The sequence below is a fragment of the Cryobacterium sp. Hb1 genome, assembly GCF_004403585.1.
Classification (GTDB): domain Bacteria; phylum Actinomycetota; class Actinomycetes; order Actinomycetales; family Microbacteriaceae; genus Cryobacterium; species Cryobacterium lyxosi.
This window is the reverse complement of the sequence record NZ_SOHI01000027.1, coordinates 140,109-158,901: the sequence shown is the minus strand read 5'-3', so window position 1 is coordinate 158,901 and position 18,793 is coordinate 140,109. Positions and strand designations below refer to the sequence as shown.

At 63.9% G+C, this 18,793-nt stretch carries 16 protein-coding genes and 1 pseudogene; 5 read left to right on the top strand and 12 right to left on the bottom strand.

The window, feature by feature from the left end; all coding sequences use genetic code 11:
- Nucleotides 1-8: 8 nt before the first annotated feature.
- Together E3T38_RS10155 and E3T38_RS10150 are read left to right on the top strand one after the other, a co-directional pair.
- The gene (locus E3T38_RS10155) at nucleotides 9-1,532 is read left to right on the top strand and encodes an aldehyde dehydrogenase family protein (protein ID WP_134548112.1); all 1,524 of its coding nucleotides are present in this window, start codon (nucleotides 9-11) and stop codon (nucleotides 1,530-1,532) included.
- Between the two features lie 129 nt (nucleotides 1,533-1,661).
- Nucleotides 1,662-2,057 (top strand): annotated as a pseudogene (locus tag E3T38_RS10150) (DUF779 domain-containing protein); the annotation flags it as partial.
- 92 nt (nucleotides 2,058-2,149) lie between these two features.
- Here the strand turns inward: E3T38_RS10150 and aroB are convergent.
- The 11 genes from aroB to E3T38_RS10095 form a co-directional block, all read right to left on the bottom strand.
- A complete protein-coding gene (gene aroB, locus E3T38_RS10145) occupies nucleotides 2,150-3,238 on the bottom strand; it encodes a 3-dehydroquinate synthase (RefSeq protein ID WP_134548269.1) in 1,089 nt (362 codons plus the stop codon).
- Nucleotides 3,239-3,257: 19 nt separating this feature from the next.
- The gene (locus E3T38_RS10140; RefSeq protein ID WP_241984410.1) at nucleotides 3,258-3,779 is read right to left on the bottom strand and encodes a shikimate kinase; all 522 of its coding nucleotides are present in this window, start codon (nucleotides 3,777-3,779) and stop codon (nucleotides 3,258-3,260) included.
- A gap of 19 nt (nucleotides 3,780-3,798) precedes the next feature.
- Nucleotides 3,799-5,007, bottom strand: a complete 1,209-nt coding sequence (gene aroC, locus E3T38_RS10135; protein WP_134548110.1) for a chorismate synthase — start codon at nucleotides 5,005-5,007, stop codon at nucleotides 3,799-3,801.
- A gap of 5 nt (nucleotides 5,008-5,012) precedes the next feature.
- The gene (locus E3T38_RS10130) at nucleotides 5,013-5,891 is read right to left on the bottom strand and encodes a shikimate dehydrogenase (RefSeq protein WP_134548109.1); all 879 of its coding nucleotides are present in this window, start codon (nucleotides 5,889-5,891) and stop codon (nucleotides 5,013-5,015) included.
- Complete coding sequence (mltG, locus tag E3T38_RS10125; RefSeq protein WP_241984409.1) at nucleotides 5,884-7,236, bottom strand: endolytic transglycosylase MltG; 1,353 nt, start codon at nucleotides 7,234-7,236, stop codon at nucleotides 5,884-5,886. The genes E3T38_RS10130 and mltG overlap by 8 nt, the downstream gene beginning before the upstream one ends.
- A 2-nt stretch (nucleotides 7,237-7,238) precedes the next feature.
- Nucleotides 7,239-7,709, bottom strand: a complete 471-nt coding sequence (ruvX, locus tag E3T38_RS10120) for a Holliday junction resolvase RuvX (RefSeq protein ID WP_104197929.1) — start codon at nucleotides 7,707-7,709, stop codon at nucleotides 7,239-7,241.
- 2 nt (nucleotides 7,710-7,711) lie between these two features.
- Complete coding sequence (gene alaS / locus E3T38_RS10115) at nucleotides 7,712-10,366, bottom strand: alanine--tRNA ligase (RefSeq protein ID WP_134548108.1); 2,655 nt, start codon at nucleotides 10,364-10,366, stop codon at nucleotides 7,712-7,714.
- A gap of 69 nt (nucleotides 10,367-10,435) precedes the next feature.
- Entirely contained in the window at nucleotides 10,436-10,645 is a 210-nt protein-coding gene (locus E3T38_RS10110) for a hypothetical protein (RefSeq protein WP_104197927.1), read from the bottom strand.
- A gap of 83 nt (nucleotides 10,646-10,728) precedes the next feature.
- Nucleotides 10,729-11,100: a DUF948 domain-containing protein gene (locus E3T38_RS10105; protein WP_104198105.1), complete on the bottom strand. Its 372-nt coding sequence runs from the start codon at nucleotides 11,098-11,100 to the stop codon at nucleotides 10,729-10,731.
- A gap of 129 nt (nucleotides 11,101-11,229) precedes the next feature.
- On the bottom strand, nucleotides 11,230-11,859 hold the full coding sequence (gene rpsD, locus E3T38_RS10100) for a 30S ribosomal protein S4 (protein ID WP_104200805.1): 630 nt from the start codon (nucleotides 11,857-11,859) through the stop codon (nucleotides 11,230-11,232).
- Between the two features lie 198 nt (nucleotides 11,860-12,057).
- On the bottom strand, nucleotides 12,058-13,398 hold the full coding sequence (locus E3T38_RS10095; RefSeq protein WP_134548107.1) for a replication-associated recombination protein A: 1,341 nt from the start codon (nucleotides 13,396-13,398) through the stop codon (nucleotides 12,058-12,060).
- A 107-nt stretch (nucleotides 13,399-13,505) separates the two neighbouring features.
- Here E3T38_RS10095 and E3T38_RS10090 point away from each other — a divergent pair, with 107 nt between their 5' ends.
- The 3 genes from E3T38_RS10090 (at nucleotide 13,506) to E3T38_RS10080 (ending at nucleotide 16,385) form a co-directional block, all read left to right on the top strand.
- Entirely contained in the window at nucleotides 13,506-14,318 is an 813-nt protein-coding gene (locus E3T38_RS10090; protein ID WP_241984408.1) for a peptidylprolyl isomerase, read from the top strand.
- A 110-nt stretch (nucleotides 14,319-14,428) separates the two neighbouring features.
- Nucleotides 14,429-15,661 carry a DUF349 domain-containing protein gene (locus E3T38_RS10085; RefSeq protein ID WP_134548105.1) on the top strand — a complete coding sequence of 411 codons (1,233 nt, stop codon included), beginning with the start codon at nucleotides 14,429-14,431 and terminating at the stop codon, nucleotides 15,659-15,661.
- Nucleotides 15,662-15,776: 115 nt separating this feature from the next.
- Complete coding sequence (locus E3T38_RS10080) at nucleotides 15,777-16,385, top strand: type IV toxin-antitoxin system AbiEi family antitoxin (protein ID WP_134548104.1); 609 nt, start codon at nucleotides 15,777-15,779, stop codon at nucleotides 16,383-16,385.
- Here E3T38_RS10080 and E3T38_RS10075 read toward each other — a convergent pair.
- The gene (locus E3T38_RS10075) at nucleotides 16,382-18,637 is read right to left on the bottom strand and encodes a bifunctional (p)ppGpp synthetase/guanosine-3',5'-bis(diphosphate) 3'-pyrophosphohydrolase (RefSeq protein ID WP_134548103.1); all 2,256 of its coding nucleotides are present in this window, start codon (nucleotides 18,635-18,637) and stop codon (nucleotides 16,382-16,384) included. The two genes, E3T38_RS10080 and E3T38_RS10075, sit on opposite strands and share 4 nt — an antisense overlap.
- Nucleotides 18,638-18,793: the final 156 nt, after the last annotated feature.

Below are 18,793 nucleotides of genomic sequence, written 5' to 3'. Positions count from 1 at the left end.
GGAGTGACATGACCGTCTATTCAGTCCCAGGAACACCCGGCTCCAAAATTACCTTCAAGTCCCGCTACGAGAACTGGATCGGCGGCGAATGGGTCGCCCCCGTCAAAGGCCAGTACTTCGAAGACATCACCCCGGTCACCGGCAAGGCATTCGCCGAGGTGGCTCGGGGCACCGCCGAAGACATCGAACTGGCGCTCGACGCCGCGCACAAGGCTGCTCCCGCCTGGGGCAAGACCAGCCCCGCCGAGCGCGCCGCGGTACTAGGCAAGATCGCCGACCTCATCGACGCCAATGTCGAAATGCTCGCCGTCGCCGAAACCTGGGACAACGGCAAGGCCATTCGCGAGACGATCAATGCCGACATTCCCCTCGCCGCCGACCACTTCCGCTACTTCGCTTCGGCGATCCGCGCCCAAGACGGCGACCACGCCCAGCTTGACGGCGACACGGTCTCGTATCAGTTCCACGAGCCGCTCGGCGTTGTCGGCCAGATCATTCCGTGGAACTTTCCCATTTTGATGGCCGTCTGGAAGCTTGCCCCTGCCCTCGCCGCCGGCAATGCGGTCGTCCTCAAGCCAGCCGAGCAGACCCCGGTCTCGATTCTCGTGCTGATGGAGCTCATCGGCGACATCCTCCCCCCGGGAGTAGTCAACATCGTCAACGGTTTCGGCCTCGAGGCCGGCAAGCCGCTCGCCTCGAGCAACCGCATCCGCAAGATCGCCTTCACCGGGGAAACCACCACCGGCCGCCTGATTCTTCAGTACGCCTCGGCCAATATCATCCCGTCGACCGTCGAGCTCGGCGGTAAGAGCCCGAATATCTTCTTCAGCGACGTTGCAGAGGCGAAGGATGCTTTCTACGACAAGGCCCAGGAAGGCTTCGTGCTGTTCGCCTTCAACCAGGGAGAGGTCTGCACGGCCCCCAGCCGGGCGCTGCTGCAGAAGCCGATCTACGACAGCTTCCTCGGGGACGCGGTCACCCGCGCCAGAAAGATCATCCAGGGCAACCCGCTCGACACGGACACCCAGATGGGCGCACAGGCCAGCAACGACCAGCTCGAGAAGATCCTGTCGTACATCGACATTGGCACCAAGGAGGGCGCGAAACTGGCGCTCGGCGGCGAACGTGCCGATCTTGGCGGTGACCTCACCGACGGCTACTATGTGCAGCCGACCATCTTCGAGGGCCACAACAAGATGCGCCTGTTCCAGGAGGAGATCTTCGGACCGGTACTGGCCGTGACGAGCTTCACCGACTATGACGACGCTATTTCCATCGCCAACGACACCATCTATGGCCTCGGAGCGGGTGTCTGGTCGCGCAACGGCAACGTCGCCTACCGGGCTGGCCGCGACATCCAGGCCGGTCGTGTTTGGGTCAACAACTATCACGCCTACCCGGCCGGCGCCGCGTTCGGCGGCTATAAGAGCTCCGGCATCGGCCGCGAGAACAACAAGCTCGCGCTCGGTCACTACCAGCAAACCAAGAACCTGCTGGTTTCCTACTCAGAAAATAAGCTCGGCTTCTTCTAAACCGATCAATCTGGTCGCCGAGTAGCCCTATCGGTGGGAGTTCGCTGGAGGTCTGGCCGGGGGGCTGCCAACGACGTAACGTCGTAGGCAGCCCTTTTTATCATCATCCGTCTATCAGGAGGTCAGTCAATGTCGACACCCACGATCACCGCATCGGTCACGATCGCCGATGAAACCGTTCCCCGCGTGCAACTCGCCCCGGTCGCGGTCGACCTGCTCCGCAGCCTGTGGGAGGAGCACGGACCCCTCATGTTCCACCAGTCCGGCGGATGCTGCGACGGTAGTTCCCCGATGCTGTTCATGGCCGGCGAGTTCATCACCTCCGACCAGGACGTGCGCCTCGGCCAGTTCGATATCGCTCCGGCCAATGAGCCCAGCCAGCCCCTTGACTTCTGGATGTCGGCCGAACAGTTCACCTACTGGAGCCACACCTTCCTCACCGTCGACGTCGTACCGGGTCGCGGCAGCGGCTTCAGCGCCGAAGCCCCGCGCGGTGTGCGCTTCCTCATCCGCTCCGAGCTCATGACCACGATGACCCCGTTTGCCGACTCGGACGAAACCGACACCGCCGGAGAAGATGCCGTGGCCAGTGCCACGAAGGCTGTTCCAGCCTGAGGCTACTGGCCGATGGCCTGGTACGCGCTGAACAACAAGGACGCGTCCGGGCCTTCGAGGATGGTGGGCTTGCCCACATCGTCGAGCACGACAAAGCGCAGCATGCCGCTGCGCGTCTTCTTATCGCGCTGCATCGTGGCGAGCAGGGTAGGCCAGCGACCCACCGGATAGCCGGTGGGCAGGGTCAGCGATTCGAGAATGCTGCGGTGCCGGTCGACGACCTCGACCGGGAGCCGGCCACTCAGGGCGGCGAGCTCGGCCGCGAACATCATGCCGACGGCAACGGCAGCGCCGTGGCGCCAGCCGTACCGTTCGGCGTGCTCGACCGCGTGGCCGAGGGTATGGCCGTAGTTGAGGATCTCACGGAGGCCGACCTCCTTGAAGTCCTCCCCCACGATGCGGGCTTTCATCGCGATGGACAGTTCGATCAGCCGGCGAAATTCGACGGTTGTCGGGTCGGTGGCGCGGTCGACATCCGCTTCGATGATGTCGAGAATTTCGGGAACCTGGATGAAGCCGGCCTTCACGATTTCAGCGAAACCGGCCAGGATCTCATTTTTCGGCAGCGCGTCGAGCAGGTCCAGGTCGCAGAGCACGGCGGCGGGCGCGTAGAAGGTGCCGACGAGGTTCTTACCCTCGGCGGTGTTGATGCCGTTCTTGCCGCCAACGGCGGCGTCGACCATGCCGAGTACACTCGTGGGAATCTGCACGAGCTTCACGCCGCGCAGCCAGGTAGCCGCAACGAAACCGGCGAGGTCGGTGACCGCGCCGCCACCGAGTCCGATCACGGCGTCGGTGCGGCTGAAGTCCGATTGACCCATCACGCCCCAGCAGAACGCAGCTACCTCGACGCGCTTGGCGGCCTCGGCGTCGGGAACTTCAGCGAGCAATACTTCGGAATAGGTTTCGAGCAGGCTATCCCGCAGTGCAACGGCGCGGGCACCGACGGTGGAGGTGTGCACGATAAGTACCTTGTTGACGCCGCTGCCCAGCTGCTCGGCGACGGTGGTGACGAGGCCACGCCCCACGTGGACCTGATAGCTATCGACCCCCGTCACGGTGATCACGGTAGTTGCGGGCTGCTCGGTCATCTCGGTCATCCTGAAAATCTCACTCATCATTTCTTTCTTGTACCCAATTCACGATTTCATCGGCGATGCCGCTGATGGGTCGGTTGGAAGTATCCAGGTGAATCGTCGCGAGGGCCTCATAGATGGAGCGACGAACGTTGTAAATGCGTTCCCAGTCGGTGATTCCCCCCGCCAAAAGCGGCCTTTTGCCGCCCCCCAGGCGCGCCTGCACTGCCGCCGTCGTGACGCTCAGGTAGACGACCGTCGCGTTTTCGAGATCAGACTGGGTGTCGGCATTCAGCACCGCTCCCCCACCGAGCGACACGATGGCGGGCTCGCCGAGAGCCCAATCGACGGCTTCGCGCTCGATGATGCGAAAGTACTCTTCGCCCTCCCGAGCGAAGATCTCGCCAATCGGACCGTAGCGTTCAACGATGCGTTTATCGGTGTCGATGAAGGGCACGTCCAGGCCGCGCGCCACTCGGCGACCGATCTTGGTCTTACCGGAGGCCATCGGCCCGATGAAGACGATCGGCAGCAACGAGTTACGCAGACTCAGCATCGCTCAGGCCGAAAACTCGTCACAGTGTCGCGTCGCTGGACGCCCCCGTGCGCAGGTTGGCGGGAATTTCGGCCAGATAAGACTGAAGGTTACGGCGGGTCTCTTTGATCGAGTCGCCGCCGAACTTCTCGAGCACCGAATTCGCGAGCACGAGCGCCACCATGGCCTCGGCGACGACACCGGCCGCCGGAACCGCACAGACGTCGGAGCGTTGGTGGTGCGCCGCTGCCGGCTCGCTCGTTGCCACGTCGACCGTGCGCAATGCCCGGGGAATCGTGGCGATCGGCTTCATGCCGGCGCGAACGCGCAGCACCGTGCCGGTGCTCATACCGCCCTCTGTGCCGCCGGCCTTGTCGCTGACCCGCACAATCACGCCATCCGCTTGCACGAGTTCGTCGTGCGCGTCGGACCCGCGACGACGGGTCGTCTCGAAACCGTCGCCAACCTCGACGCCCTTGATCGCCTGTATGCCCATGAGGGCAGCGGCGAGCTGCGAATCCAGACGGCGGTCCCAGTGCACGAATGATCCGAGGCCTGGGGGGAGATTGTAGGCGAGCACTTCGACCACGCCGCCGAGGGTGTCACCATCATCGTGCGCGGCATCCACTTCAGCGACCATCAAAGCGGATGTCGCGGCGTCGAAGCAGCGCAGCAAGTCAGCGTCCAGGGCGTCGACGTCTCCAGGCAACGGCAACGGCGCGCCGTCTGGCACGCGCACCGGTCCGATGGCGATCGTGTGGCTGACCAGGTGAATCCCCAGCTCGTTCAGAAAGGACCTGGCGACGGCGCCCAGCGCGACCCGTGCGGCGGTTTCCCGAGCGCTGGCGCGTTCCAGCACCGGGCGGGCTTCGTCGAAGTCGTACTTCTGCATGCCGACCAGGTCGGCGTGACCGGGCCGCGGCCGGGTCAGCGGCGCCCCACGACCGCGGCTGATCGTGCCTGGGTCCACCGGCGCTGCACTCATCACGTCGACCCATTTGGGCCACTCCGAGTTGCCAATACGCAGTGCGACCGGGCCGCCAAGGGTGAGCCCGTGCCGCACACCACCGGAGAGCGTGAGCTCGTCCTCCTCAAATTTCATGCGCGCGCCTCGGCCGTAGCCGAGCTTGCGGCGCGCCAGATCGAGGCGGATCGATTCAAGGGTGACCGGGATTCCAGCGGGCAAACCCTCGACAATGGCGATGAGTTCGGGGCCGTGAGATTCTCCGGCGGTAAGCCAACGAAGCATGGTTCCTATCTTTCCACAGCATCGTCGAAGCCAGTGTCACGGGTGAGCGCACCGCGCATGGCCGCGAGCACGGACGGCTCGTCGGGCAATGGTTCAAACGGGTCAGCGGTAACGAAGACCCGCACTTGGATCAGTGCCTGATGCAGCAGCATTCCGAGTCCGTTCACCACCGTGCCCCCCGCCGCCTGCCACGACGTGGCGACCCCACTCGGCCACGGTGAGTACGCGACGTCGAACAAGACGGCACGTTCGCGCAGTTCCAGCGGAAGCGGTGACGGCAGCACGGTTCCTCCCGGCAGTGTGCTGATCACGACATCGCTGTCGACCCGGCTCACCCCGCTGAAATCCTGCAGGTCAACGACCATGCCCAACGTCCGGCCGAGCTCCACCAGTGGCTGCGCTTTCCGTGCGTCCCGCATGAGCACCGTGACGAACTCGGCGCCGAGTTCTGCTGCCGCCATCAAAGCGGATGACGCCGTCGCGCCCGCTCCGAGCAGAGTCACGTGCGTCGCCTGGGTGACTCCACTTTCGGCGAGGGCGCGCACCAGACCCGCAACATCCGTGTTGAAGCCGCTCAGTGTGCCGCGCCCCTTGACCCGGCGCAGCAGCACCGTGTTGACCGAACCGGTCAGCTGGGCAACCCGGTCGCAGTCGTCGATGAACGGCAGAACCTCTTGCTTGAGCGGCATCGTGAGTGACAAACCCCGCCATTCTGGCCTGAGCTTGCTCAGGAACATGGCGAGGGACCCCGATTTGACCTCGACGGCATCGTAGGACCAGTCGAGTCCCAGCTGCCGGTAGGCGGCTCGGTGCACCAGCGGCGAACGAGAATGCTTGATCGGCGAGCCGAGCACCGCAAGCCGATTCGAGGTGAGGCTATCCATATTCGGGGTGCTCCCTCATCCAGTTCTGCCAGACGACGACCGCGGCGTCGTGTTCTGCCACGGTCGTGGAGAAGACCGTCTCGCCGGTATCGAGGTTGACGGTCACGAAGAACAGCCACGGGCCGTCCAGCGGATTCAGGGCGGCGTCAATAGCCAGGTCACCCGGGTTCGAGATGGGGCCGACGACCATGCCGGGGTGCACGTAGGTGTTGTACGCGTTGCCGGCATCGCCGCGTTCGGCGTCGGTCGTGGTCACGAGGTGGGTGTTTCCCGTACCGTAAGCGACGGTCGCATCGGACTGCAGCAAACCGCTCTGCCACCGCGCTGGCTCCAGCCTGTTCAGAAAGACCCGGGATACCTTGTAGTAATCGGCGGCGAGACCAGCTTCTCGCTGAATGAGTGAGGCGAACACGACAGTCGACCAGCGGTCGGCAACAGCGACCCCCGCCGCGTCGAGGGCCTCGAACTGCCGATCAACCATGGCCTGCAGGACGACCTGGGCGGTGTCCCCCGGTGAGAATGTGTAGGTGGCAGGAAAGAGAAAACCTTCGAGCGTGGTCGCTTCGGGCGGTAAACCGAACGAGCCCACGTTGGCCGCAGCAGCCTGCACATCGGTGAGAGGAATGTCAGTGCCCTCGGATATCGACTGCAACACGTCGACGGCCGCGGTTCCTTCCGGAACGACGACGGTCTGGCGTAGTCGCGTACCGTCAACGAGCAGCGCATCCAGGGCTGTGCTCGCGACCATTTTAGTCTTCAGCTGGTAGGCACCGGGCTGGAACACCGGCTCCGGGGTAGCCTCTAAGAGGAGCGTGTAAAACGCATCGAAGCTCTTCACCACGCCCCGGTCTACCAGGGTGGTGGCGATGTCCGAGCCGCCGTCACCACCGTGAATCATGACGACCACGTCTTCACCGGAGGCCGCTTCTTCTGTCGTGAAATCGGCGGGGCCCTGTGTGGCCGCGATGATTTGCGAGATGGGACCTTGGAGAAAGAAGTAGGCGCCGGCCACGAGCGCAGCCAGCACGGCAATGACGATGAGGCAGCCCCAGGCACCCTTACGGCTGCGCTTTTCTCGCGGCGGTTCGTCGGCCAGGAGTGAGCGCCGGTTTGCACGGCCGTGGCCGGAGCCGCCGCTCTCGTGCGCTATCCGAAAGTCGGTGGCGTCGGTAGGGGGCACGGCTGCTTCGCTGGCCAATCGAGGCAACAGCGGTCCGTCTCCGGCGACGGTGACGGGAGGCGGCGCAGCCTGGCTCTCTCCCGCGGCCGCTTGTTCCGCTGCGGCCTGCTGCGCGCGCAACTGCCGACGGCTCGGCAACGGCTCTTCCGGGTTGGAACTCGACACGGTTACGGCCTCTCTGTCGGTTCGACGGGCGACCCTGGCGGCCGCCCTGAGGCACGCTCACTGTCGAGCGCGTGTTGCAGAATGATAGTCGCGGCCACCTGATCAATCACTGGCCGGTGCGTTTTCGTGGACCGACCGGACGCCCGCAACGCCGACTGCGCAGACACGGTCGAGAGCCGTTCATCGACCAAGCGCACCGGCACGTCGAGAATTCGATTGAGCCGCGCCGCGAAATCGATCGCGTCGTCGGTCGACGCGGTCACGTTTCCCGACAAAGCCAGGGGCAAACCGACGATGACCTCGACCGCGTCAAGCTCGAGCACTACAGCTCGAATGCGCACGAGGTCGGTCAGCCCGGCCAGGTCGCGGGCAACGGTTTCGACCGGTGTGGCAAGCATCCCGTGGTTGTCACTGCGGGAGACGCCAATGCGCACCTTGCCGACGTCGACGCCGACACGCACCCCTGACCGCATCGTTAGCGGCTGATCGCTGCTATGACGGCCTGCAGCGCGGCCGGGATGGCGTCGCCGTTGGGGCCGCCCCCCTGCGCGACGTCGTCCTTGCCGCCACCGCCTCCGCCGAGAATTCCCGCAACGGTCTTGGCGAGGCTTCCGGCCTTGTGACCGGCAGCTCGCGCGGCCGTGTTGGTGGCGACGATCACGACGGGCTTGCCCGCGGCAATGGCGGAGAGCGCCACAACGACCGCGTCGGTGCCAAGGCGATCTCGGGTTGCCAGAGCCAGCACGCGCAGGTCGTCGGGCGAACCGAGCACGCCGAGGTCTTCGGCGACAACGGTCACGGCGCCGACCCGGCGCGCCGTGGTCAGCAGGGCGGGAACACGGTCGGTCAGGGCGCGGGCCTCGAAGGAAGCGATCTTCTTCTCCGCCGCCCTGAGGCTCGTCACGAGGTCGCTGATGCGTTCTGGCAGCTGTTCGCGCGGCGTTTTCAGGCTCGACGTGAGCTGCGAGACGAGGGCCCGTTCAGCGGCGAGATCGCGGAAGGCTTCAAGGCCGACCAGAGACTCGACGCGGCGGTTGGTCGATCCGACCGAGGCTTCGCTGATGAGGTTGATCATGCCGATCTCAGCGCTGCTGGACACGTGCGTTCCGGCGCAGAGTTCACGCGACCAGGGGCCGCCAATGTCGACGACGCGCACGACATCGCCGTACTTCTCGCCGAACAGCGCCATAGCGCCAAGCGCCTTCGCTTCAGCGAGAGGCAGCTCCCGCGTGGTGACTGGCAGGTTGTCACGAATGGCGTTGTTGGAGATCTCTTCGATCTCGGTGCGGGTCGCCGGCGATAGTGCCTGGTTCCAGGAGAAATCGAGTCGGAAGAACCCAGCCTTGTTGTAGGAGCCGGACTGATGGGCGTTGGGGCCGAGAACCTGCCGTAAGGCGGCGTGCAGCACGTGCGTTCCGGAGTGCGCCTGGCGGGCGCCGCGGCGCCAACTTTCGTCGACGACGCTCGTGGCGCGCTCTCCCACGCCTACCTCGCCGGAGAGCACGAGTACTTTGTGGCTGATGAGGCCCCTGACCGGCTTCTGCACGTCGACCACCTTGAGCTCGTAACCGGCGCCGACGATGAGGCCGGCGTCCGCCTCTTGCCCACCGGATTCGGCCCAGAGCGCGGTCTCGGCGAGGATAACCTCGGCTGTTTGACCGGCAACCGCGCTCGTGACGGTCTCTCCGTCGACGATGAGGCCGAGCACGGTTGACTCGTTCCGCAGGTTGTCATACCCGGTGAAGACGGTCTCACCAAGGGCTCGGAACGGGCTGTAGACGCCGAGGTCGGCGAGGGTCGTCTTCTTGGATTTCGCGTCGGCCTTAGCCAGGCTGCGCTGCTTGGTCATGAGCACGTCGAAGGCGTCACGGTTGACGCTCAGGCCGGCTTCTTCGGCAATCTCGAGGGTGATCTCGATGGGAAAGCCGTAGGTATCGTGCAACAGGAAGGCCGTCGGGCCGGCCAGTTCGGTCTTGTTGGCCTTTTTCGTCTTCGCCACGGCAAGGTCGAGAACGGTGCTGCCGCTCGCGAGGGTGCGCAGGAAGGTTTCTTCCTCGGCGAACGCCGCCTGACTGATGCGTCCGAAGTCGCTGTTGACCTCGGGGTAGGCGGCGCTCATGGCGTCACGCGAGGCGGGCAGCAATTCGGGCAGGCTGACGGTGTCGACGCCGAGCAGGCGCATAGCGCGCACGCTGCGGCGCAGGAGGCGCCGCAGGATATAGCCGCGGCCTTCGTTGGACGGCATGACGCCGTCGCTCATCAGCATGAGGGAGGAGCGCACATGGTCGGCGACGATGCGCATGCGCACGTCGTCGTCGTGGTCGGCTCCGTAGCGGCGGCCAGCGAGTGCGGCGGCACGGTCGAGGACCGGGCGCACCTGGTCGATTTCGTACATGTTCTCGACGCCCTGCTTGAGGAAGGCGACGCGTTCGAGGCCCATGCCGGTGTCGATGTTCTTCTTGGGCAGGTCGCCAAGAATTTGAAAGTCGTTTTTACCGGTACTTTCGCCGCGCAGGTACTGCATGAAGACGAGGTTCCAGATTTCGACGTAACGGTCATCGTCCGTGGCCGGGCCGCCATCGGCTCCATACGCTGGGCCGCGATCGACGAAGATCTCTGAGCAGGGGCCAGCCGGGCCGGGCTGGCCGGTGGACCAGTAGTTGGATTCCATGCCGAGGCGCTGAATGCGGTTGTCCGGCACGCCGATGGCACGCCAGTAACGGTAGGCCTCGTCGTCATCGAGGTAGATGGTGACCCACAGTTCGCTTTCGCGAAAGCCGTAGCCGCCCTGGTTCTCCGGGGTGGTGAGCAGCTCCCAGGCGAAGCCGATGGCTTCTTCCTTGAAGTAGTCACCGAAGCTGAAGTTGCCGTTCATCTGAAAGAAGGTGCCGTGCCGGGGTGTTTTACCGACCTCTTCGATGTCGTTAGTGCGAATACACTTCTGCACGCTCGTGGCGCGCGGATATGGCGCTGGAACGAGCCCGGTGAGGTATGGCACGAACGGCACCATGCCGGCCACGGTGAAAAGAAGGGTGGGATCGTCGCTCACCAATGACGCGGACGGCACAACGGTGTGTCCACGATCGGCGAAGAAGTCGAGCCAGCGCCCGCGAATGTCAGCAGTCTGCATGGTGTCCGTAGCTTTGATGGTGCGTGAGTGTGGTGATGCGAAAGACTGTGGTTCTGTGTGACCGGACGCCTACGGCGCGGTGGGCGTCGGCGCGTCGCCGACCGCGGCGTGCAGTTCGGCCTCGCGCTGGCGGTAGCCCTCGGAGATGGCCTCGCCGAACTCGCGGGCCTTGGTGTCGAGTTCGGTGAAGAACTGTTTACCTTGCTGGGTCTTGTTGACCTCGTGGGCCACCACGAAGCCCGCGGCTACGCCGATGACCAACCAGATGACGTTCTTCATTGCACTTCTCCCTGAATCTGCGCTAGCCGTAGCCATCGATAAGTCGGGCGCGAGAATATCAGCGCCGAGTCCAGAGTAGCCGGTCAACCCCGATCACGCCGAGGCCGCGGCCGCCCGGCGCGAAACGCCGCCCGCACGCCGGCAGAGAACCCGGCGAGCTTGATCAGCGGTCCGCCAACCGTCGCGGCGAACAACGCGACGAGCGCGGAAACGTTACCGGTGACATCCGCCACGTTGCTCGTGATGGTGTCCACTCGAGCCAGTTGTTGGTTGGCCCCGCGAATAGCATCGGTCGTTTCGGTCAGCATCGGAGTGATGCCCTCGCTGAGTTCATGGATGGCCGCGGTGGTTTCATCAAACACCCGACCCAATTTGACCAGCGGAATAGCGATGACCGCGACCAGAATCGCGAACACGCCGGCTGCGATAAGACCGGCAATATCTCCACCTGACACGGTGACTCCACTCAGTTTGATCGGCTCCTGCGGAGCGCGGGTATACAAAAAAGCGGATCACCCTGGGGTGATCCGCTTTTCAGCGTACCGTTTCACACAGCCGGGGGCTGCCCTCAATCGGTCAGGTACTTAGCGAGCTGCGTAGTACTCCACGACGAGCTGAACTTCACACGTCACGGGAATCTCGATGCGCTTCGGGGCGCGCACGAGGCGGGCCTGAAGCTTGTCGAGCTCAGCCTCGAGGTACGGCGGGAGCTTGGGGAGCAGGTCGACGTGTCCGCCGGCTGCTGCAACCTGGAAGGGCTCCATGCCCTCGCTGCGAGCCTTGACGTGCATGAGCTGGCCCGGCTTCACGCGGAAGGAGGGCCGGTCGACGAGCTCTCCGTCAACGAGGATGTGACGGTGCACGATCATCTGACGCGCCTGGGCCGTGGTGCGCGCAATCGCGGAACGAACGAGAAGAGCATCGAGACGGGTCTCGAGGATCTCGACGAGGTTCTCACCGGTCAGTCCCTGACGACGACGAGCCTGCTCGAAAGCAATTTTGAGCTGGGCTTCGCGGATGCCGTACTGGGCGCGTAAGCGCTGCTTTTCGCGAAGGCGCACGGCGTAGTCCGAATCGGTCTTGCGCTTGGTGCGGCCGTGCTCACCGGGTGCATAGGGGCGCTTCTCGAGGAAGCGGGCTGCCTTCGGCGTGAGGGCAATGCCCAGGGCGCGCGAGAGGCGAGTTTTACTGCGGGTACGTGACTTGGTAGACACGGTTTCCTTTCGATCGGACTCAATAACAGGGATACCAGGGCGAGTGCGGACGTAACCGACACAGGTCATGGGAGATCAGAGGATTGGGTGCCACGGGACGTTCGGCTACAGAACGATTCCCCTCCAAACTGGAAACGGACGCAGCCGCATGCCGAAACCAGTTGTAGGCAGGGATAAGGCTAGCACACGGGGGCACTGTTACTGATTGCGCACTATCCTACGAATTTTGAGCAGGCGTGCGGAAATGTCGCGTTCGTGGCCATGCTCGGTGGGCTCGTAGTAACGCGTGTTTTTCAATTCGGTCGGCGGATACTGTTGAGTGACCACGCCGAGCGCATCATCGTGCGGGTACACGTACCCCTTGCCATGACCGAGTCGTTTGGCACCAGGGTAATGCGCGTCGCGCATGCCCTTGGGTACTCGGCCCATCTTGCCGGCCCGCACGTCGGCGATCGCCGCGTCGAGCGCCATGTAGGAGGCATTGGACTTGGGGGCCGTTGCGAGGTGCACGACGGCCTGAGCCAGCGGTATACGGCCCTCAGGCATGCCGATCAGTTGCACGGCGTCGGCGGCGGCTACAGCGATCAGGAGCGATTGCGGGTCCGCCATTCCGATGTCCTCCGAGGCGAGAACGATAATGCGCCGGCAGATGTAGCGCGGATCTTCGCCGGCCTCGATCATGCGCGCCAGGTAGTGCAGCGCAGCGTCGACGTCGCTGCCGCGCACCGATTTAATGAACGCGCTGATCACGTCGTAGTGCTCGTCACCGTTGCGGTCGTAGCGCAGTAAGGCACGATCAACGGCGAGGGCGACAACATCGGTCGTGATGACGGGCTTGCCGGTAGCTCCCGCTTCGAGCGTCGATTCGGCCGAAACGGATGCTGCCTCCAGCGCGGTCAGTGCCCGCCGCGCATCACCGGAGGCGAGTCGGATGATCGCGCCTCGGGCTTCGGGTTCGAGTTCGAACCGGTCGGCCAAGCCGCGCGCATCGGTGACGGCACGATCGACGACGATGCCGAGGTCGTCGTCGCTGAGAACTTCGAGGGTGAGCAACAGCGAACGAGACAGCAAAGGGGAAATGATCGAGAACGACGGGTTCTCGGTCGTCGCGGCGACCAGGATGACGACGCCGTTCTCGACCCCGGGCAGCAGGGTATCTTGTTGGGCCTTGGAGAAGCGGTGGATCTCGTCGAGAAACAGCACCGTCGCGAGGCCGTACAAATCGCGATTGGTACGGGCATCTTCCATCACTTGCCGCACGTCACGTACGCCGGCCGTCACGGCGGACAGCTCGACGAATCGTCGCCCTGAGCTGTGCGCGATAGCTTGCGCGAGCGTGGTTTTTCCGGTGCCGGGCGGTCCCCACAAGATGACCGACACGCTGCCGCGCTCCCCGGTCTTGTCGCTCGCGAGACTCACCAATGGCGAACCCGGCGTCAGCAGGTGGCGCTGGCCGGCGACCTCGTCAAGAGTTTTTGGGCGCATTCGTACGGCGAGGGGGGTCGCACCACTACGCAGACCCGGTTGAGCATCCGACATTCTTCCAGCGTAGTTTGTGCGTAGAGTTCTACGAGATCGGGAGCACGACGCGTCCGATTGCTTTGTGTTCGGTCGTCGCCAACCCCGACGGCCCTGGAGGGGTTCTAGTGGCTTCGAATTACAAGCTCGAGCGTGCGGCACGTGAAGAGCGCGGACGCGTTCGTTCCTACCAAGCCAGACGGGCCGTGCACGAGCACCAGAAGAAGCGTCGTGTGCGCGACAACGTGATCGCCGGCGGCGGTCTGCTCGTGGTGCTGACCCTGATCGTAATCGCTCAGGTCTTCTATTTCGACGGCGGCCCCGGTACCCCTGCACCCACAGCAGCGGCGACTACCACTCCGACAGCCCCCGGCACAGCAGCGGGTGAGAACACCGGAGACGTCCCCGCGAGCACCCTCGCCGAAGGCCGCACCTGGACTGGAACCCTCACCCTCAACGATGTCAACCTCGGCATCGAGCTTGACGGTGCGCTCGCACCTCAGGCGGTCTCTTCCACCATCAGCCTCGCCCAGAGCGGTTTCTACACCGGCGTCACATGCCATCGCCTCACCACGGGTGGGTTCTTCGTGCTGCAGTGCGGCGATCCTGACGCCGAAAAAACGGGCGCAGAGGCTACGCACGGCCCGGGTTACAGTTACGGGCCTGTGGAGAACGCCCCGGCCGAGGATATCTACCCCGCCGGAACACTCGCGATGGCCCGTCAAGGTGGAAATGGGTACAGCATGGGTAGTCAGTTCTTCGTGGTCTATGACGACACGACCATCCCATCAGACGCGGGCGGTGGCTATACCGTGCTCGGCCACGTCACGAGTGGCCTGGACGAGCTCAAGGCCCAGATCACGGATGCCGGAACCGCGGATGGTGCCGGTGACGGTGCCCCGAAGGTGCCAACGACGATCACGGGCATAACAGTTCAGTAGGATCAATCGACCCGCCTGCGCTATTGCAATAGGCTTATCAGGGTATTTCCTGGATCCGCACTCGTCCCTCCCGCGGATCCACACACAACAACTCAGCAAAGGTGAGGCTCTTGACTACGACAGATCAGCAACCATGGGGTCGCGTAGACGAAACCGGCACGGTCTACGTGCGCGAGGCCGCCGGTGAACGCGCCGTCGGCCAGTACCCGGATGCCACTCCGGAAGAGGCCTTGGCCTACTTCGAACGCAAGTACGTTGAGCTCAACGGGCAAGTCACCCTGCTCGAACAGCGCGCGAAAGGTGGCGCTCCGGCAGTGGATATCGCCAAATCGGTCGCCAACCTGACCGTCGCCGTTGCCAACGCCAACGCCGTTGGCAATCTCGCCGCACTGGCCGAACGTCTCGGAGCCCTCGGCGGGGCCGTCAGTGAGCTCACCGAGCAGCAGAGCATCGAGACCAAGGCCGCGTCCGCTGCCGCCGTCGCTGAGCGGGCCGAGATCGTGACCGAGGCCGAGCGTCTCGCCGCCGAAGATCCGGCGAAGACGCAGTGGAAGCAGACCAGCGCCGCACTGGACGCCCTGTTCGCCAAATGGCAGGCACACCAGCACGATGCCCCGCGCATTCCCAAGGGGGAAGCCAACGACCTGTGGAAGCGCTTCCGTGCCGCACGCACGACGATCGAGCAAAACCGCAAGGCCTTCTTCGCCGAGCTCGACAGCGCTCACAAAGACGTGCGCACCAAGAAGCAGCACTTGATCGAACAGGCGGAGGCCCTGGCCCCGCAGGGTGCCGATGGCGTCTCGACGTACCGAAACCTGCTCGACGAGTGGAAGAAGGCCGGTCGCAGCGGCAAGAAGCAGGACGACGCTATGTGGGCGAAGTTCAAGGCCGCCGGCGATGTGCTCTACGCGGTCAAGAGCGAGGTCGAAGCCCAGGACAACGAAGAGTTCTCCGCGAACCTCGTCCTCAAGCTTGAACTGCTGACCGAGGCCGAAACACTGCTCACCACGAGCGACCGCAACGCCGGCCGCGACACGCTCACCGTGATCCAGCGCAAGTGGGATGAAATCGGCAAGGTCCCCCGCGACCAGGTCAAGCCGATCGAAGATCGTCTTCGCAAGGTGGAAGCCGTCGTCCGCAAACTCGATGACGACCACTGGAAGCGCAACAACCCGGAGACGAAGGCCCGCACGGAGGGCCTCGCCGGCCAGCTGAACGACGCGATTGCCAAGCTCGAGGCTGAGCTGGTCGCGGCGGAGAAGGGGCAAAACGCGCGCGCCATCAAGGACGCCACCGAAGCGCTCGAGGCCCGCAAGGCCTGGCTGAAGGCGATCGGCCAGTAGCCAGAGCAGCAGCGGACTCCCCGCGGAGTTATGCACACTCCACGGGGGTCCGCACATTGTCCACAGATGCGGCCCCTCGAGGGATCTGAATGGGTAAGACCGTCACTCTGGGAACATGACGAATCTACCGGGACGACCGCTCACCATAAACGATCTCCCGCTCACCGAGCTCTACAGCGCCCGCCTCGATGGCCAGGTCTTTCAAGTCGCAGACTCCTGGTGCGTGATCGATGAGATAGACGGATGCGACACCCGGGCTATCGCCGCCAGCCAGTTGGTCCCGCCCCGCGCCATCGCTGAACAACTCACCGCCGCGTGGATCTATGGCCTCGCACCGGAGCCGCGTCGCCACCAGTTCTGCGTGCTGATCAGCGCGCGCACCACCGCTGTGTGGTCTCCCCGGGCACAGGTACGTGAAATCGTGCGTTCTCCCGATGACGTCCGCACCATCTCGGGAGTGCGGGTCACCACGCCCCTGCGTACCGCGGTCGACCTCGCCCGCTACACGCCCGGCACGACGTCGACCGCCGGAATCACCGCCCTGCTGGCCCGCCTCCTGCACTACGGCGAGTACCCCGATGTCTCGGCCGCCATTCGCCTCTGCAAACGCGGCAGCCCCGCTCACAGCACGCTCGCCGTGGAGCGATTGGCAGCCGTCCGGGCACCCCTGCAAGCCCTGCGGCTGCAGAGCCCGCAGCGTGCTGCAACCATCACCGCAGGTTAGCCGTCGCTGACCCGGTAGACGTCATAAACGGCATCGATGCGACGCACCGCGTTCAATACGCGGTCGAGATGAGTGGTGTCACCCATTTCGAACACAAAACGGCTCAGCGCCAGCCGGTCACTCGAGGTGTTGACGGTAGCCGAGAGAATGTTCACGTGGTGTTCTGACAGCACCCGGGTGACGTCGGAGAGCAGCCCGGCACGGTCGAGAGCTTCAATTTGTATATGCACGAGGAACAGGCTCTTGGAGGTGGGTGCCCAATCGACCTCGATCATGCGCTCCGGTTCTTTGAGCAGCGACTGCACATTGTGGCAGGAAGCCTGATGCACCGAAACGCCGGCGCCACGAGTGACGAAACCGACGATCTTGTCACCGGGCACGGGAGTACAACAACGCGCGAGTTTGACCAGAATGTCGGGCGCACCGCGCACGAGCACTCCCGAATCCGTATTGCGGGTGGACTGGGTGCGACCCCGTGCGGCGACCGGAAAATCGTTGTTGTCGTTGTCTTCGATGCTTTGCACCGACGAGACAACCTTTTCGAGCACCGACTGGGTTGAAACGTGACCTTCACCCACAGCGGCATAAAGCGCCGAAACGTCTTCGTACTTGAGCTGGGCCGCTACCTCCGCGAAGGAATCCTGGTTCATCAGCTTCTGCAGAGGCAGGTTCTGCTTGCGCATCGCACGCGCGATGGCGTCGCGACCCTGTTCAATGGCTTCGTCGCGGCGTTCTTTCGTGAACCATTGCCGGATCTTGTTGCGCGCCCGGGGGCTCTTGACGAAGTTCAGCCAATCCTTGCTCGGGCCGGAGTCAGGGTTCTTGGAAGTGAACACCTCGACGACGTCGCCGGTGATCAGTTCGTTCTCCAGCGGCACCAGTCGGCCGTTGACTTTGGCACCCATGGTGCGGTGGCCAACCTCGGTGTGCACCGCATAGGCGAAGTCGACCGGGGTGGCGCCGGAGGGCAGGCCGATGACCCGGCCCTTCGGCGTGAAAACGTAAACCTCCTTGGCGCCGATCTCATAACGCAGGGAGTCAAGGAACTCGCCCGGGTCGGCCGTTTCGGCCTGCCAGTCAGAGATGTGCGCGAGCCACGCCATATCGGTATCGCTCTGGAGACCTGGCCCGCCGGTGCTCTTACCGTTGACCTGTTCCTTGTACTTCCAATGCGCGGCAACGCCAAACTCAGCACGCTGGTGCATCTCGGTGGTGCGAATCTGGATTTCCACCGCGCGACCGCTCGGGCCGAGAACGGTCGTGTGCAGGGACTGGTACAGGTTGAACTTCGGGGTGGCGATGTAGTCCTTGAACCGGCCGGGCAGTGGTGTCCATCTGGCGTGGATGGAACCCAGCACGGCGTAGCAGTCCCGCAGAGAGTTCACGAGAACGCGAATACCGACGAGGTCGTAGATCTCATCGAACTCCCGGCCGCGCACGACCATCTTCTGGTAGATCGAGTAATACTGTTTGGGTCGACCGGCAACTTTGCCGCGAATGCGTGCTGATTTGAGGTCGTCGTTGATGGTGTCGATGACCTGCTGAACGAACTCTTCGCGCTGCGGCGTGCGCTGCTTGACCAGACTTTCGATCTCGGCGTACAACTTGGGGTACAGCACCGCAAAAGACAGGTCTTCGAGTTCCCATTTGATGGTCTGGATTCCCAGCCGATGCGCCAGGGGCGCGTAGATCTCCAAGGTCTCTGTTGCTTTTCGCACGGCGGATTCGTTGGGCACGAAGCCCCAGGTGCGCGCATTGTGCAGCCGGTCGGCCAGTTTGATGATGAGCACCCGAATGTCTTTGGACATTGCGACGATCATCTTGCGCACGGTCTCAGCCTGGGTCGAATCGCCGTACTTCACCTTGTCGAGCTTGGTGACCCCATCCACCAGCATCGCGATTTCATCGCCGAAGTCGGCCCGCAGTGCGTCGAGGGTGTAGTCGGTGTCTTCCACGGTGTCGTGCAGCAGCGCTGCGGCGATGGTCTTGGTACCGATGCCCAGGTCGGCCAGAATCTGAGCTACCGCAACCGGGTGCGTGATATACGGCTCCCCACTGTGCCGAAACTGCCCGTCGTGTGCTCGCTCGGCAGCGGTATACGCGCGTTCGATGATCGACAGATCAACCTTGGGATGATTCGACCGGACCGTCTTGATCAAGCGATCAACGGCACCGGCAGGCTGCGCGCGGGAGAAGATGCGCGGCACAAGTCGGCGCAGCGAGGCCGGGGATGGTGTCGTCGTGTCGGTCATAGTCTCACCTCGTACTTCACGCTCTGCAGGGGCGGGTGTGCGTACTGTCAATTATGCCGGTTCTCTGAGGCTCGCCCTTACGCCCCCAGCGATCACGTCTCGATCACACGCAGAAGCGGCCGACCCAAAAGGGCCGGCCGCTTCTCGCCGTGCACA

What these genes read in the sequence shown, in the direction of transcription:
- aroB (WP_134548269.1), bottom strand. Translation starts at nt 3,238, where the DNA reads ATGACCGAGCAGCCCGCAACTACCGTGATCACCGTGACGGGGGTCGAT.
- E3T38_RS10140 (WP_241984410.1), bottom strand. Translation starts at nt 3,779, where the DNA reads ATGCTGAGTCTGCGTAACTCGTTGCTGCCGATCGTCTTCATCGGGCCG.
- alaS (WP_134548108.1), bottom strand. Translation starts at nt 10,366, where the DNA reads ATGCAGACTGCTGACATTCGCGGGCGCTGGCTCGACTTCTTCGCCGAT.
- E3T38_RS10080 (WP_134548104.1), top strand. Translation starts at nt 15,777, where the DNA reads ATGACGAATCTACCGGGACGACCGCTCACCATAAACGATCTCCCGCTC.
- aroC (WP_134548110.1), bottom strand. Translation starts at nt 5,007, where the DNA reads ATGCTTCGTTGGCTTACCGCCGGAGAATCTCACGGCCCCGAACTCATC.
- E3T38_RS10130 (WP_134548109.1), bottom strand. Translation starts at nt 5,891, where the DNA reads ATGGATAGCCTCACCTCGAATCGGCTTGCGGTGCTCGGCTCGCCGATC.
- E3T38_RS10095 (WP_134548107.1), bottom strand. Translation starts at nt 13,398, where the DNA reads ATGTCGGATGCTCAACCGGGTCTGCGTAGTGGTGCGACCCCCCTCGCC.
- E3T38_RS10075 (WP_134548103.1), bottom strand. Translation starts at nt 18,637, where the DNA reads ATGACCGACACGACGACACCATCCCCGGCCTCGCTGCGCCGACTTGTG.
- ruvX (WP_104197929.1), bottom strand. Translation starts at nt 7,709, where the DNA reads ATGCGGTCAGGGGTGCGTGTCGGCGTCGACGTCGGCAAGGTGCGCATT.
- E3T38_RS10155 (WP_134548112.1), top strand. Translation starts at nt 9, where the DNA reads ATGACCGTCTATTCAGTCCCAGGAACACCCGGCTCCAAAATTACCTTC.
- E3T38_RS10110 (WP_104197927.1), bottom strand. Translation starts at nt 10,645, where the DNA reads ATGAAGAACGTCATCTGGTTGGTCATCGGCGTAGCCGCGGGCTTCGTG.